Origin of the sequence: Vibrio sp. MMH1-50 (genome assembly GCF_022347645.1) — a bacterium.
In the GTDB taxonomy this organism is placed as follows: domain Bacteria; phylum Pseudomonadota; class Gammaproteobacteria; order Enterobacterales; family Vibrionaceae; genus Vibrio; species Vibrio harveyi.
Map to the genome: position 1 here is coordinate 166,396 of NZ_JAKRGG010000010.1, position 14,624 is coordinate 181,019.

Annotated in this window: 11 protein-coding genes, 1 tRNA gene and 1 pseudogene; 6 read left to right on the forward strand and 7 right to left on the reverse strand. The window is 44.1% G+C overall.

Features of this window, described 5'->3' with window-relative positions; all coding sequences use genetic code 11:
* Window positions 1-29: 29 nt before the first annotated feature.
* The gene (gene asd / locus MHO32_RS10565) at window positions 30-1,145 is read right to left on the reverse strand and encodes an aspartate-semialdehyde dehydrogenase (protein ID WP_047516610.1); all 1,116 of its coding nucleotides are present in this window, start codon (window positions 1,143-1,145) and stop codon (window positions 30-32) included.
* Between the two features lie 437 nt (window positions 1,146-1,582).
* On the opposite strand from asd, the gene nhaC reads away from it, so the two are divergent.
* Window positions 1,583-3,019, forward strand: a complete 1,437-nt coding sequence (gene nhaC / locus MHO32_RS10570) for a Na+/H+ antiporter NhaC (protein ID WP_005444657.1) — start codon at window positions 1,583-1,585, stop codon at window positions 3,017-3,019.
* Window positions 3,020-3,103: 84 nt separating this feature from the next.
* Here nhaC and MHO32_RS10575 read toward each other — a convergent pair whose 3' ends face one another.
* From MHO32_RS10575 to yejK, 3 genes are all read right to left on the reverse strand, one after another.
* A complete protein-coding gene (locus MHO32_RS10575) occupies window positions 3,104-4,267 on the reverse strand; it encodes a hypothetical protein (RefSeq protein ID WP_049536822.1) in 1,164 nt (387 codons plus the stop codon).
* 111 nt (window positions 4,268-4,378) lie between these two features.
* The gene (locus tag MHO32_RS10580) at window positions 4,379-5,728 is read right to left on the reverse strand and encodes an Hpt domain-containing protein (protein ID WP_239211700.1); all 1,350 of its coding nucleotides are present in this window, start codon (window positions 5,726-5,728) and stop codon (window positions 4,379-4,381) included.
* Between the two features lie 108 nt (window positions 5,729-5,836).
* Window positions 5,837-6,835: a nucleoid-associated protein YejK gene (gene yejK, locus MHO32_RS10585; protein ID WP_005444652.1), complete on the reverse strand. Its 999-nt coding sequence runs from the start codon at window positions 6,833-6,835 to the stop codon at window positions 5,837-5,839.
* 85 nt (window positions 6,836-6,920) lie between these two features.
* Between yejK and MHO32_RS10590 the strand changes: the two genes are divergently transcribed.
* The 3 genes from MHO32_RS10590 to MHO32_RS10600 all read left to right on the forward strand — a co-directional run bounded on the left by MHO32_RS10590 (window position 6,921) and on the right by MHO32_RS10600 (window position 9,209).
* Window positions 6,921-7,148, forward strand: a complete 228-nt coding sequence (locus MHO32_RS10590; RefSeq protein ID WP_005444651.1) for a YejL family protein — start codon at window positions 6,921-6,923, stop codon at window positions 7,146-7,148.
* Between the two features lie 22 nt (window positions 7,149-7,170).
* Entirely contained in the window at window positions 7,171-8,979 is a 1,809-nt protein-coding gene (locus MHO32_RS10595) for a DUF3413 domain-containing protein (protein ID WP_009698525.1), read from the forward strand.
* Window positions 8,980-9,118: 139 nt separating this feature from the next.
* Window positions 9,119-9,209: transfer RNA gene (locus MHO32_RS10600), tRNA-Ser, on the forward strand.
* A gap of 553 nt (window positions 9,210-9,762) precedes the next feature.
* Here the strand turns inward: MHO32_RS10600 and MHO32_RS10605 are convergent.
* Together MHO32_RS10605 and MHO32_RS10610 are read right to left on the reverse strand one after the other, a co-directional pair.
* Window positions 9,763-9,921: a hypothetical protein gene (locus MHO32_RS10605; RefSeq protein ID WP_005444649.1), complete on the reverse strand. Its 159-nt coding sequence runs from the start codon at window positions 9,919-9,921 to the stop codon at window positions 9,763-9,765.
* 109 nt (window positions 9,922-10,030) lie between these two features.
* Window positions 10,031-10,954 (reverse strand): histone deacetylase family protein, encoded by a 924-nt coding sequence (locus MHO32_RS10610; protein ID WP_017189346.1) that lies wholly within the window; start codon window positions 10,952-10,954, stop codon window positions 10,031-10,033.
* 281 nt (window positions 10,955-11,235) lie between these two features.
* Here MHO32_RS10610 and MHO32_RS10615 point away from each other — a divergent pair, with 281 nt between their 5' ends.
* Window positions 11,236-11,925: an SDR family oxidoreductase gene (locus MHO32_RS10615; RefSeq protein ID WP_239211703.1), complete on the forward strand. Its 690-nt coding sequence runs from the start codon at window positions 11,236-11,238 to the stop codon at window positions 11,923-11,925.
* A 151-nt stretch (window positions 11,926-12,076) separates the two neighbouring features.
* Window positions 12,077-12,283: pseudogene (locus tag MHO32_RS10620) on the forward strand (hypothetical protein).
* A 353-nt stretch (window positions 12,284-12,636) separates the two neighbouring features.
* Here the strand turns inward: MHO32_RS10620 and MHO32_RS10625 are convergent.
* Window positions 12,637-14,601: a DNA topoisomerase III gene (locus tag MHO32_RS10625; RefSeq protein WP_017817824.1), complete on the reverse strand. Its 1,965-nt coding sequence runs from the start codon at window positions 14,599-14,601 to the stop codon at window positions 12,637-12,639.
* Window positions 14,602-14,624 lie beyond the last annotated feature (23 nt).

A 14,624-nucleotide genomic window follows, 5' to 3' on the forward strand; every position in this document is an offset into this window, starting at 1 on the left:
AGCTCTCAAGAAACGCAGTGTTCGTTCTTTTAAGCTTTCTCAGCAAGAATGATGCGTAGAGTACGGCGTAATGGCTCTGCTGCACCCCATAATAGCTGGTCACCGACAGTGAACGCATTTAGGAAATCATCTCCCATTGCCATTTTACGTAGACGACCAACAGGGATTGACAGGGTACCTGTTACTTTCGCAGGCGTAAGTTCTTGAGCCGTGATGTCGCGGTCATTCGGAATCACTTTTACCCAGTCGTTGTGCGTTGCGATGATTTCTTCGATTTCATCCATTGGCACATTTTGCTTAAGCTTGATAGTCAGTGCTTGAGAGTGACTACGCATTGCACCGATACGAACACACGTACCATCAATTGGCACTGGTGCATCTTGGAAACCAAGGATCTTGTTCGCTTCTACACCCGCTTTCCACTCTTCTTTACTTTGACCGTTGTCACGCTTGACGTCGATCCAAGGAATCAAAGAGCCAGCTAGTGGCACACCAAACTTATCGGTTGGGAATGAAGAGCCGCGCATGGTGTCGGCAACTTTTTTATCGATATCGAGAATTGAACTCGCTGGATTTGCTAGTTCAGAGCTTACTGAGTCGTTGATTACGCCCATCTGAGAAATCAGCTCACGCATGTTTTGCGCGCCTGCACCAGATGCCGCCTGGTACGTCATCGCACTCGTCCACTCGACAAGACCTTTCTCAAACAGACCGCCAAGACCCATAAGCATCAAGCTAACGGTACAGTTACCACCAACAAACGTGTTTGTACCACCGTGAATGCCTTGTTGAATTTGTTTCAGGTTAACAGGGTCCAGCGTAATGATAGAGTCGTCGACCATACGAAGTGTCGAAGCAGCATCGATCCAGTAACCTTTCCAGCCAGCTTGACGAAGCGCTGGATAAACTTTCTCTGTATAACCACCACCTTGACACGTAATCACTGCATCAAGTTGTTTTAAACTGTCAATATCGAACGCATCTTGAAGTAAACCAGCTTCTTTACCTAAGTTTGGAGCTGGGATACCTATTTGAGACGTACTATAGAAAACTGGCTCGATCAAATCGAAATCTTTCTCTTCAACCATACGTTGCATTAGGACTGAACCCACCATGCCGCGCCAACCAACTAAACCTACTCTCATCGCACTAACTCTCCATGTATATTTTTGAAACTTTCTCCATAGTTCAATTTTCGACACAAAATCTCAAGCCCTAATTTGCAAATAAACACAACTTTTTTAACGTTTACCGCGAATTTTTATAATCCAAGGTATTTTCTTCTCTTTTCTTATCGGTTCAGCACTAAAACCTACCGAGAAAACTGCCAACACTGTGCTACATGGTCTTACCACTCCGTGAGAAAACAACATTTGCAGCACATATTTTTTACATCACAAAACATTTCAAACTATTAAACTTAAAGTTTTTTAGTTATTAATTTCACAAGCAAACGTTTTATCGGATGAAAGTCAAGATAAAGCACCAAATGTTCGAAATATAATTTTTGTTAATGTATGTTATGCGCGATTAAAACAGGGAGCGGCCTTCCTCTATTGCTCCATGAACGACAGAGGCACATATGAAGCAAGTTACAACACGTCTTCCTAGTCTGATACAGGTATTTATCTCACTAGGTTTGTTTCTTCTTTTGGCATTTTCATTTACTGCCAAATTAGACCTTCCAATCCAGCTTGCGCTGTACATTGGTTGGTTCATTATCATGTTATTGGGTCTAAGATTAGGTCACCAATACAAAGACCTTGAAAAAGCAGCACTAAACGGGATTTCTAATGGTTTAGGTGCCGTGCTGATCCTTCTTGCTGTAGGTGCCTTAGTCGGTACTTGGATCTCTGGTGGTATCGTACCAACCATCATCTACTACGGCTTAAAAGCCATTCACCCTTCTATCTTTTTGTTAGCGACAATGATCATCTGTTCTTTGACTGCGTTAGCAACAGGCACTTCTTGGGGTGCGGCAGGTACTGCTGGTATTGCCATGATGGGAATTGGTCAAGGTCTTGGGGTTCCAGCACCAATTACAGCTGGCGCGGTTTTATCAGGTTGTTACTTTGGCGACAAAATGTCTCCACTTTCTGATTCCGTGATTCTTGCTTCTTCAATGTCAAACGTAGAAGTCGTAGAGCACATCAAAGGGATGCTGCCTATTGCCCTGATCAGTTACATTATTACGGGTATTATGTTTACTGCATTTGGCTTCCACTTCGCAGGTAAAGTGGATATGAGCCAAGTTGACTCAGTAATTCAGGCTATGGAACAACAATTTTTCATTACGCCTTATTCTTTTGTTCCAGTCATTATCGTATTGGCTCTACTCGCTATGCGCATGCCTTCTTTCCCTGTGATCAGCTTCGGTTCACTACTAGGTATTATCTGGGCAGTAATGATTCAGGATGTAGACTTCCTAACGGCATTCAATACCGCTTGGGCACCATTTGCAATTTCTTCGGGTGTGGATTTCATTGACTCGATTCTGAACCGAGGCGGTATGTCTTCTATGCTAGGTTCTGTTGCAGTTATCGTATTTGGTCTTGGTTTTGGTGGCTTGCTAGATAAGGTGGGCGTGCTTGAGACAATTGCGAAACTGTTCGAGCGACGTGTTCAAAGTGCGGGTTCTCTGGCGACAAGCACCATTGGTACAGCTTTCATGGGTAACGTATTTGGCTCGGCGATGTACGTATCACTGATTCTGACACCAAAAATCTGTGCGAAAAACTACGATCGCCTTGGCTACAAACGTAAAAACCTATCTCGTAACGCCGAGTTTGGTGGTACGTTAACGTCAGGTATGGTGCCTTGGAGTGACAACGGCATCTACATGGCGAGTATTCTGGGTGTGGCAACATTGTCTTACGCGCCATTCATGTGGTTGAGCTTCGTGTGTATTATCGTCACTATCTTCACGTCGTACATGGGTTGGTTTGTCGATAAATGCGAACCAACAGCACCAGCAACAGAAGAACAAGCAGAAGGTGAACTAAAGCAGCAAACGGCTTAAATAGTTCTAACTTTCAATAGAATAGAAAAAGGACCGACGATTCGGTCCTTTTTTATGTTTGTCGTTTGGCTAAGCTCCGGCTAATCAGGCAGATTTGGTACCTGCTCTTACCGCTGAACGTTTACCTAAGGCATAGCCCAAAACAAGAGGAGCAAAGAAGATCACTAGGATGAACAAAATGAAGTAGATGATGGTGCTCTTCACCAGTTCGATCAGTTTATCCATTGCAAGGTTCACAACCTCCTGTGAAACGTGGTCGAGGTCTTGCGCAAACTTCTCTCTTTCGTTTGTAATAATTTGAGCAATCTCTTGGCGTTCTCTCGCCACCATTTTTTCTAGTGCTTGTCGCTCTTCACTCAACTGAACCAACCGTTCTTCTGTTTTCTGGTCGATATCTTCAACAAGTGGCTGCAACTGTACTGCCATTTGCTGTGCCAAGTTACGCATATACTCTGGGTTATTATCGATAAAGTCTTTCAACGACTCAGAAGTAACCTTCAAGCTGTTTAGCGCTGCATTTACTTGTTCGATACTTGCTGAGCTATTGAGTGCGAGCAACTGCGCTTTCCACGTCATGATTTTTGGTGTTTGTTCAGACACTAAGCTCAAACGATCAGACACATCACCGATAGCCTCAGGCATCGTACCCAATGTCGTTACAGCTTCCTCTTCACTGATCTGATTCACTTGTAACCAAGCTCGATAAGCTGGTGTACGGATCATACTCAAATCCGCGAATGGGTATTTCTCAACAAAGTCAGCCACAAACACTTTGGTTTTCGAATACACGTCTTTTTTCAACAAAGATTGTGCAAGCTTATCGACTTCCTTGGCTAAGTGAGCAGACACTTGTTGTGCTTCCCCGGTAGTGAATAGATCTTTCCCTGCACCGACACTGAAGAACTGGTCCATTTGGTGAGTAAATACCCACGTGTCAATCAGAGCCGCCATTGGCGAGACTTGGTAAGCGGCAGCTTGAAGCCCTTCTTCCGCATTGATTTTCCAAAGTAAAATATAAGATTGGTTTACTTTATCGTTAGGCTCGTAGTTGTCTTGGAGCACATCGGCAGCTTGCTCTACTTGAGCAAAGAACTGCTGAGCGTATTCACGCGTCATAATGCGCATGTTTAGCTCTTGTTTGGTGAGCGGCACAGTTTGACTATCGATTTTTACTTCTAAGAGAGAGCATCCCGAAAGGCTTAAAACCAGACAGGCTATCAACCAAGAAGACAGTCGGCGGATGAACATTAAATTACCTATGATCAAATGGTGTAGGACAGGAACAATGACGAACCAAAGCATAAGGTTCGCAAGCGCCCCTTAATACCTGAATCTCTACTATTTTAAGTCAGAGGAATATCAATCTGTTAGCACTTCTCGAATGTTTTCACTATTAAGAACTGCCTCAGCAAAAAGTGTCGTTTTCTGCAGGGTATCTTCCAACATATCCAGCTTGCCTGTAACGACTTCCTGACCTTGTTTAATTAAAGATTCGATATCCCCAGATATATAGTGTAGAGGCATAGCCCCAATGCTGCCTGACACTCCCTTCAAGCTATGGGCGATACGCTGAGCGTGTTCTTCATCCTTACCCTCAGCTATCAATGTTCTTAGCTTCGTACCATCTTCAGAATGATCTTGTATGAAAACCTCTAACAACATACGCACAGACTCTTCATCACCAGAGAGCGAATCAAGCATTTTCTCTATATCGATATAAGGCTCATCCGTCTCCACGCTCACACTCGCGGCTAAAGAAGATGCATCGTCATTCTCTTCTTCTAGAGGTGTGGTTGGTTTTACCACATCCACTGGCATGCGCTCCTCACCACTTGGCTCGGTAACTTGCTTCTCTGTCGGCAAAATCACTTCAGGTGGGTTCGGCTTCATTGGTGTATCCGTTTTTTCACAAGGTTGAATTGGAGCATCTAAGACTGGAGTTTCCTTGTAGAACAAAGCCCAAGAAACCACCGCGAGTAAGGAACCACTTACTAACACTAAAAAGGAGATGTAAAACATCAGCTTTTGTTCAAGAGAGCTAATGACAGAGGCAAACTGATTAGAAAATTCAGGGTTAAGCAATTGGTTAGCGAGGTGGCTGCCTTGAGCATGAGCGGCAAGCACGCTTGACGTTTGAGCCAATCGACGTTGGAATGCCCCTTGCTCTTTTTGCTCTAGCTTTTGTGATTCGGTAAAAAGAGAATCAAGCTCTTGGTAAGTATCTGAGCTTGTCGCTGCATCGCTAAACATGGCTTCTAAGACCAAAGCACCTAAGCGATAGTACATGGTTCTCAGTTGCTCAGAGTTACTGGCTGACTCTCGGCTGTTATGGAGTTGGTCAGCCAGCGCGACTAGCTCACTATCGCTACCGATAAATGTTCTCGCGCCTTCAAGAAAGCGATCAGTTGAATAAAGCAGTTGCGTTAAGTCCGGACCACCCCAGCGGTCAGAGTACTCGCTCTGCAATTGCAAACGAACTGCATAAACAAGCTGAAGTTTGAGAGAGACTTGGTCAACGTGCTGAGCACGATAAGGCAGCTCAAAGTTAAAGATATGACGCACTTCATCAACCTTGCCGCTGAGTTCATCAACGGTTGAAATCGTACGTATGGTTTGTTGAGCTTGCAGCCAAATACCCACGGCAAAGGCACACCATACCGCAAACAAAAACCAGATTGCTTGTTTTATTCCCTCTTTGAATTGCAGCAACGCCCATTCCTCAATTATCTCTATTAATAACAAGCATATACCATGAATTGCGCTTTTAGTGTGCACACTTCACATAAAAAAAGAGAGCACAATGCTCTCTTCTTTCAATTAATTACGGCTCAACTGATCTTTCAAGTTTGGCGGTGTACCTTTAATCGTAAGCGTGTCTGTCTCTGGATCGTAGAAAATACGCTCACCCAGCAACAGGCTATCAAAGCTAATATTTAAGCCGCCACCAGCACCAACGTACTTAGTTAGTTTACGCACTGTAGAACGGTCGCCTGGGAATGACTCTTCCAACTCGTAACCTTGCTCTTTGGTGAAATCCATAAAGCTAGTACCATCTTGGCTAGGAGGAAGCTCACCAGACAGTTCAGAGATTTGCACCTCGTCGCCTGATTTAATTTGCTCGTTACAGTAATTGTAAACCTGCTTTTTGTATTCGTTCGCTTCTTGCTTTTCTAACTTAGAATCGGCACAGAAATCTTCCACCGCCTGCATCAGCACTTGGTTTTGCTGTTTAGTGTCTAAACCAACATCCGCTTGCAAGAAATCCAAGAAGAAGTCTGCCACTTTACGACCTACGCGACCTTTGATGTAAGAAAGGTAACGGTTTGAATCACGATCAGTGTCATAACTCGATAGATCGATGCGTGCCGCGATGTCCATCTTAGTGATGTCTAAATAATCCGTAGCATCGATATCTAAGCCTTCTGTCACTTTTAGGCTTTGGTTCATTGGTAAGATACCAATAAATAAATAATCCGTAGCCAAGCTCTGATACTCAGCAAAGACTAAGATACCTTCGTCAGCAAATGGGTACTTGATCAACTCTTCTTTCAAGCGATTTGCACTAATTTGTGAGAAATCATAAAAATCTCTCTCTCCTTTGCGCATTTCTTGAAGCCAAAACTGAAATTCGCTGTCTGATTGGAAAGAGCCGAAGCCTTTTCCTGCTTTAGAATGGAATACGCGATGCAGTTCCGCGACAAGGTTTTCTGTTGAGGTATCGTTTTCTAACGACGCCGGGCGAAGTTTAACAACCAGTTCGTCCTGATCGTTTTTGCACAATTGATGCAGAATAACGTTTGAAAGATGAAGGCTCATAGTGATTTTATCTTGCTACAAGGTTTAAGTTGTTGGGCATTGTAGGTTATCATAAGCCGCTTTTACTATCATTATTAGAGTCTTTATGCCGATTACATCTAAATATACTGACGAACAAGTAGAGAAAATTCTTGCTGAAGTGGGTGCTGTTCTTGAAAAACACGCTGCTTCTCCTGAGTTGACGCTAATGATTGCCGGAAATATCGCAACCAATGTCTTAAATCAACAAGTTGCTGCTTCACAACGCAAAGTTATTGCTGAAAAATTTGCTCAGGCACTGATGTCTTCTCTTGAAGCGCCAAAATCACACTAAAAACGGATAATAGAACAAGTACATGGTAGACAGCGGAAACTCATACGGCGAACGCGTATCCCGACTAGTAGGTTGGGGGCATTGGTTTGCATTCTTCAACATCGTCGCTTCGATGTTGATAGGTACACGCTATATCGTTCAATCGCCTTGGCCAGAAACCCTGATGGGTCAATTCTATTTGGCGGTTTCGTGGGTGGGGCATTTTGGCTTTCTTGTTTTTGCTCTGTACTTATTGGTTCTATTTCCGCTAACGTTTGTCCTGCCATCTAGGAAACTCTTCCGTTTGGTGGCAGTGATATTTGCTACGGTTGGTCAAACCGTGCTGCTGATTGATACTCAAGCGTATCAATCAATTAATCTGCACCTAAACCCTGTGGTTTGGGAGTTGTTGTTTAGCGAAGACAAAAGCGCACTCAGCTCAGATCTCCAACATTTATTTGTTGTGATGCCGCTGATCTTCCTTGTTCAACTCGCTTTATCTGAATGGGTATGGCGTAAACAGCGCAAACTTTCTCATAAACACGTTGGTCGACCATTGGCCGCCGTGTTCTTCTTAAGCTTCATCGCAAGCCATTTGGTTTACATCTGGGCTGATGCTTACTTTTACAATCCTATTACCAGCCAACGCTCTAACTTCCCACTGTCATACCCTATGACAGCGAAGAGCTTTATGGAAAAACACGGTCTTCTTGACCGCGAAGAGTACCTAAAACGCTTAGCTGAGAACCAAGGTAATATTGATTTAGTAAGCTACCCACTAGAGAAGCTAGAATTCAATCGTCGTGTTAACAAGTTAAACGTGCTGATGATTAGCGTGAACAACTTACGTGCCGACGCATTGAACCAAGACGAAATGCCGAGCTTGTACCAGTTCGCACAAGACAATCAAAACTTTGTTAATCATTACAGTTCGAGCAATGATACATACGGTGCATTTGGTCTGTTCTATGGTTTACCGAGTAGCTACGCAAGTAGCATCAAAGCTCAAGGTAGCGCACCAGTTATGCTAGATGTACTGAAAGATCAGGGTTATAGCTTTGGTTTATTCAGTGGCAATGGCTTTGAAGAAGACTTGTATTCTGAAGTTATCTTCCGCGGCTTAAACTTGGCAAACTCACTCGATGGAAGCCAAGCTCATACCGATCCACAATCTATTTCTGCGTGGAACACATGGCTAACAGAGCAAGCCCAGCAGCCTTGGTTTAGCTTCATTGAAGTGACAACCGTTGATAACTTCGAATCAGAAACGATGGCAGCAAATGAAGAGCTCCCTGCTAGCGAGCGATTCAAGCAAGCTTACGAGCAAGCGGTAAAATCGGCTGATAAAACAGTTGCGAAGATCATCGCAGACCTAGAAGAAAAGCAACTGCTTGCAAACACGATTGTGGTTATTACCTCAAACCATGGTAGCGAGTTCAACGAAACCAATACCAACAGTTGGGGCGCAAACAGCAACTACAGCAAATATCAACTGCAAGTGCCTATGGTTATCCATTGGCCAGGTATGCTACCAGCGGAATTTACCCACAGTACAAGCCACTTAGACTTGTCAGTGACACTGTTGCAAGACATGCTGGGCGTATCTTCAAACCCATACGATTACAGCAGCGGGCGTAATTTGTTTGATGAAAGTCGCCGTCGTTGGATCTTAGCCGGCGATACACGTGAAATCGCACTGATCACCGGCTCTCAAACGACCGTTATCGATAAGTTTGGTAACTACAAGCTGTACGATGACAATTACAAGCGTTTGCGCGAAACATCGCCTAAACTGCCTGTTCTAATGCAAGGTTTGACAGAGCTTCAACGCTTCTATTCTAAAAGCAATTAATTGAACAAAAGCTCTCCACCCGGAGAGCTTTTTTGATTCTTTTCTCCACAAACAACACAAAATCGTGCACTAAACGTCCAAACGATTCATTTTAGGGTTTACAAGATTTTCAAAGCCTTATATTATGCGCCTCAACAACGGAGAGATGGCTGAGTGGTTGAAAGCACCGGTCTTGAAAACCGGCATACGTTAATAGCGTATCTAGGGTTCAAATCCCTATCTCTCCGCCACATTTAGAAAGCCCGTTGAAAAATCAGCGGGCTTTCGTCGTTTTAGCGCTCGGAGAATTACGGGATTTCTAAATCCCTAGTTGAGCGCCCCCCCGGACTAGGCGTCCCCGCACTCAGCCACATTTAAAAAGCTCGTCGAGAAATCAACGAGCTTTTATCGTTTTAGCGCTCGGAGAATTACGGGGTTTCTAAATCCCTAGTTGAGTACAACCTCGATACGTAGCCACTCTTAGAAATGTTCGTTGCGATGCGAATCAAAAAGAGTGCCACTACTCCAAACATTTATCACTCCTCAACTGATAAGAAAAAAGCCCACAACCTGAAGTGTAGGTGTACCTTGAGAGTGACTTACATTTATTATTAGGCGAATTATAAGGTGTTTATAACTGTTGCTAAGGTTACAGCTAGCCTAATATTTATCTCGGCAAATGACAGGACTCTCTTTCTGGCATGTGCTAAATCCATCTATTTGTTGCTTAGACAACGTCAAAGGCTAGGAAAATAAAAAGGGAAAGGATTCCCATCTTAACATCCCAATCAAGTGTAAAACCCGTTAATTATTGATGTCGTCTTCATCGCATTCCCGCGACTTGGTTAACCCTTCTTGATTTTGCTTTTCATGCAAAGCTTCGATTAACTTTTTATCAACTTCTGCAAAATATAGGTCTTCGATTGCTTTCTCCCGCAAACGCAGCTTTTCCGTAAAATCCATACGCTGCCGCCTCTTTTTTGACAATACTCACCTTAAGTATAGGTCTTAGGCTTGCCACAATAAAAAAGGTGAGACATCAGTGCCTCACCTTTCACAATCATTGGTTCTACTATCGTGGTTTATATACGCTTTCTGCGGCATTGATAAGCTGCATGTGAATGGGTACTAAATCTGAGTGATTACTTCGATACCCACCACCAACAACAGCGGCAACAGGAATCCCTTTATCTTTCATCAACTGCATTATGAAACGGTCTCGTTCATATATCCCTTGCGTGGATACGTCAAAATAACCAAGTTCATCGTCGGTATGTATATCTACACCCGCATCATAGATAACCATATCCGGGCGGTGCAGGTTGAGCGCCATTTCAACCACTTCTTTAAACGTCATTAAGAAAGTATCGTCACTGGTTCCTCGGCTCAACGGAACGTCGAGATCTGAATCCGGTTTCCTCGCGGGAAAGTTCTTATCACAATGGAAAGACAGGGTGATGATATCAAGCTCGTCTGCACATAAAGTTGCAGTACCATCACCGTGGTGCACATCGCTATCAATAATAAGCACTTTGTCTACGTGCTCTGTCTCCAGCATGTGTTTTGCCGCGATCACCAAATCATTGAATAGACAAAAACCACTTCCAAAATCTTTATGCGCATGATGGTAGCCACCGCTAAGGTGAATCGCGACACCGTGCTCTAATGCCTTTTCTGCAGTCAAAACGGTGCCCGCTGTCGACATAAGCGTCCGCGAGACTAAGGTCTCACTCCAAGGAAATCCTATTCGACGCATTTTAGCTGCCGGCATATCGCCACTAACAAGCAAATCCACATACTCCCCACTATGAACCAGCTTGATCTCATCCACATTAAGCGGTTGAGGTTGGGAAAATTCGATATGTTGTCCCCAATCTTGTTGAACCAACTTGTCCTTCACCGCTTGATAAAGGTATTGGTACTTCATAATTGGATAACGGTGACCTTCCGGCAGTTCCAGTTGTGAGTAGATGGGATGATAGATCAGTGGCAACATGAGACATTCTTTTCAACAATCATTGTGAAATAGTACCAACTCCAAGAGTTGATTAAAAAGGAAATTAATTGATAATGATTTTCAATATCAATTAATTTCCTTTCATTATGAACAAAACGTTATATACGATCCTTGGCGCTTTCTTTGGCTCTTTTTGCGCGATATCGCTTTTCATGTCAATGATGGTTGGAGCTTGGTGGCTGGTTGATTTTATTGCTCTGAGCTAACACAATGATCTTACTTCTATATCACCTAATTGAATCACACAGATAGGCACACCCATGAGTCAGACAGTCTTTATCACCGGAGCAAATCGCGGCATAGGCTTGAGCCTAACAACACTGTATTTACAACAAGGTGCTCACGTACATGCGACCAGTCGCAATCTAGCAGAAAGCAAAGATCTGCAAGCGTTAGCATCAAACTATGACACGTTAACTTTGCATGAGTTAGACGTCACCAATTACGACGATGTTACTGAGTTAGCTAACCAACTCCCTGCTATCGATCTGCTGATCAACAATGCTGGGTATTACGGGCCGAAAGGTTATGGTTTTGGAAATACAGACGTTGATGAATGGCGTCAAGTATTCGAGATAAATACGATCGCGCCCTTAAAGCTTGTCGAGAGCTTCTATCCTGTAATGAAAAAAGGGACAACTAAGAAGATCGCATGTATCTCTTCTAAAGTTGGCAGCATGACAGAAAATACCTCTGGAGGAGGTTACATCTATCGCTCTTCTAAAGCTGCACTAAACTCAGTAGTAAAAAGCTTAAGTAATGATTTAACAGGTGAAGGTTTTACCGTACTCGCTCTACACCCTGGCTGGGTACAAACAGCAATGGGCGGACCAAACGCCCTTATCGATACTCAAACCTCCGCAGTAGGTCTTGCAAAAGTAATAGAGCAAAGCTCGCAGGAAAACTCTGGTCAGTTCATCAACTACGACGGAACCATGCTTCCTTGGTAATCTTTCGCAATCAATAGCTTAAAGTTGGGTCACGACAATCTAATCGTGTCGTGATCTTTCTATCCCCCCTTCTTTATCTCATCACTTTACTTGAATTTCACTCATTCCTATCCAGACTTAGTGAGGATATCGACCACTAAGGAGAGTAACCATGGCTGCAGATAAAGATCTGGTCAATTTCAGTGAAGATCATGAGCTCAATTACTGCTTGAGAAGTGCAGGTAAACGTCAAACTCAAGCGAACCGAGACACGCTTGTCGACTTGTGACGACAAGTAAAGCAAGATTTAGGAAAGCGTGTTTTAACGCAAGATGATGTGCGCGGTGCGATACAAAGTAATGGGGAGCTATTTGATTAGCAGCGATCCATAAATGATAAAAAGCGGCGCTCCAGGTGCCGCTTCGCTTATTGATTATTTAGACGCTTTCTACCCAAGTAACCTCGAGATGCTAGGTTCAGCGAGAATAACTTGGTTTGTAGACGCGACGGCGATTTAAAGGTTTAGTGGGTCTAATTCAAGAATCGGCAACAAAGTATATAAGCCAAGACCCTTATATTTGCAAAGAGCGCCCTTTGGGAGCGTGTCTTTGACTCGCTTTTTTAGTCAAACAAATGGCTGCGTCAAACAACTTGGAAAGAGCTGGCTATTACGCTGCGTTGTTTTCCTTGACCTCGAATCAATGACAACGCTCTGAATCCTGCATCTTGAAGTCACTTGGGTATACGTTTGCCTGTACTCGACTTTGATGTGCTCTTTTTGGAATAGCTGCGCTTCTTGCGTTTAAATGCAGGACGCTCGACCTTAGGAAGGTGACGTAAAGAATCTGGAATAGGACCGGACTTCACCTCGCCCATCAAACCATCGATACGTTGCTCTAACGCCTGCATAAAAGGTTGATAAGCTTGATTTCGCTCTGCCATACCCTGCAATTGGTGTTCCCAATGTGCTGTCATATCGGGATAAGTCGAGTCCATCGGCAAAGCATGGATCAAACCACGCCCTGCTGGTGAGCTTAAAATCGACTTTCCCTGACGCGTTAAAAGTTGGCGCTTAAACAAAGTGTCTAAAATGCCGGCTCTGGTCGCTTCTGTTCCCAAACCGTCTGTATCGCGTAAGATCTTCTTCAGTTCTTTGTCTGCTACGTAACGCGCAATCCCAGTCATCGCTTGCAGCAATGTCGCTTCAGTAAAATGCTTTGGAGGTTCTGTCTTACGGTCTTTAATTTCCCCTTCCCGACACGTCAGTACCGTACCTTCTTGTAATGGCGGTACAGCATCGATGCCCTCGTCCTCTTTGTCCGTTTTCCCCATGAGTGCTTTCCACCCCGGAGAAACCAACTGGCGACCTTTAGCGATAAACGTGCCACCAGCGATATCAAATACAAGCTTCGCTTCTGCGTAAATGGCAGCTGGATAGAATTGCATTAAATATTGACGTGCAATGAGTTGATACACCTTCATCTCATTACCTGACAACGCGTTCACATTTGCTTGTTTAGGCGTTGGGATAATTGCGTGGTGAGCATCAACTTTTTTGTCGTTCCACGCTTTGGACTTAATTGACAAATCCGCACCTTGCACCGCACTTTGTAGCTCTTTGGCGTTGTTGGAGATAGCAGAGGTAACAGAACCCGCTTGTGCGTAATGCTCCATAGGCAAGTAACGACAATCCGAACGCGGGTAAGTGATCAACTTATGTTTTTCATAGAGAGCCTGACAGGTATCTAGTACTTGTTGTGCGCTCATCCCATAACGTTTAGCAGCATCGATTTGTAACGCAGATAGTGAATAAGGAAGCGGAGCCGATTGTTTGGTTTGCTTTTGTTCTGACTCGGTCACTTTGGCGGGCTGATTGGCAATGCGATTCGCCACGTTCTCTACGAGCTTTCTACTCAGAACACGCCCCTCTTCGTCTTGCCATGGTTTACACGCCTCACTAGGTTTCCAACGCGCACGTATATCAAACGAACCATTTTGATCTTGATATGGAATTAAAGCATGCAGCGTGAAGTAGTCTTTCGGCACAAAGTTCTCGATTTCTTCGTCACGACGGACCACCAGACCTAACACTGGAGTTTGCACCCGCCCTACTGACAAAACACCTTGATAGCCCGCTTTTTGGCCCAGCAAAGTGTAAGCACGCGACATGTTCATTCCGTAAAGCCAATCGGCTCGAGAACGCGCCAAAGCAGAAACAGAAAGAGGAATAAAGTCGCGGTTACTGCGCATCGAGCTTAAGGCTCGTTTTACTGCGGGCAAGTTCAAGTCCGAAATCAACAATCGTTGAGTGGCTTCTTTTTTGGTTTTGGAGAGTTTGCAATAGTCCAGAACCTCATCCACTAACAGTTGCCCTTCTCGATCAGGGTCTCCTGCATGAATGACCTCCGTAGCCTCTTTGAGAAGTTTACGGATCACTGTGAGTTGTTTACTGGCACTCTTCCTCGGTCTCAGTTGCCATTGCTGTGGAACAATCGGTAAATCAGCCAGATTCCATTTCTTATACCGTTCGTCATAAGCGTCAGGTTCTACTTGCTCTAACAGGTGACCAATACACCAAGTTACGACATCACCGTTTCCACAGCGGATAAAGCCTTGATCTTTCTTTTGAGGATTTGGCAACGCAGCCGCTATAGCGCGACCTAGACTTGGTTTTTCAGCAATAAACAGACGAGACATAAAGTTCAGAAAATCAAAACAAT

Coding starts and splice junctions, on each gene's coding strand:
- yejK (WP_005444652.1), bottom strand. CDS start 6,835: ATGAGCCTTCATCTTTCAAACGTTATTCTGCATCAATTGTGCAAAAAC.
- MHO32_RS10575 (WP_049536822.1), bottom strand. CDS start 4,267: ATGTTCATCCGCCGACTGTCTTCTTGGTTGATAGCCTGTCTGGTTTTA.
- MHO32_RS10610 (WP_017189346.1), bottom strand. CDS start 10,954: ATGTTGCCACTGATCTATCATCCCATCTACTCACAACTGGAACTGCCG.
- MHO32_RS10590 (WP_005444651.1), top strand. CDS start 6,921: ATGCCGATTACATCTAAATATACTGACGAACAAGTAGAGAAAATTCTT.
- MHO32_RS10595 (WP_009698525.1), top strand. CDS start 7,171: ATGGTAGACAGCGGAAACTCATACGGCGAACGCGTATCCCGACTAGTA.
- nhaC (WP_005444657.1), top strand. CDS start 1,583: ATGAAGCAAGTTACAACACGTCTTCCTAGTCTGATACAGGTATTTATC.
- MHO32_RS10625 (WP_017817824.1), bottom strand. CDS start 14,601: ATGTCTCGTCTGTTTATTGCTGAAAAACCAAGTCTAGGTCGCGCTATA.
- asd (WP_047516610.1), bottom strand. CDS start 1,145: ATGAGAGTAGGTTTAGTTGGTTGGCGCGGCATGGTGGGTTCAGTCCTA.
- MHO32_RS10615 (WP_239211703.1), top strand. CDS start 11,236: ATGAGTCAGACAGTCTTTATCACCGGAGCAAATCGCGGCATAGGCTTG.
- MHO32_RS10605 (WP_005444649.1), bottom strand. CDS start 9,921: ATGGATTTTACGGAAAAGCTGCGTTTGCGGGAGAAAGCAATCGAAGAC.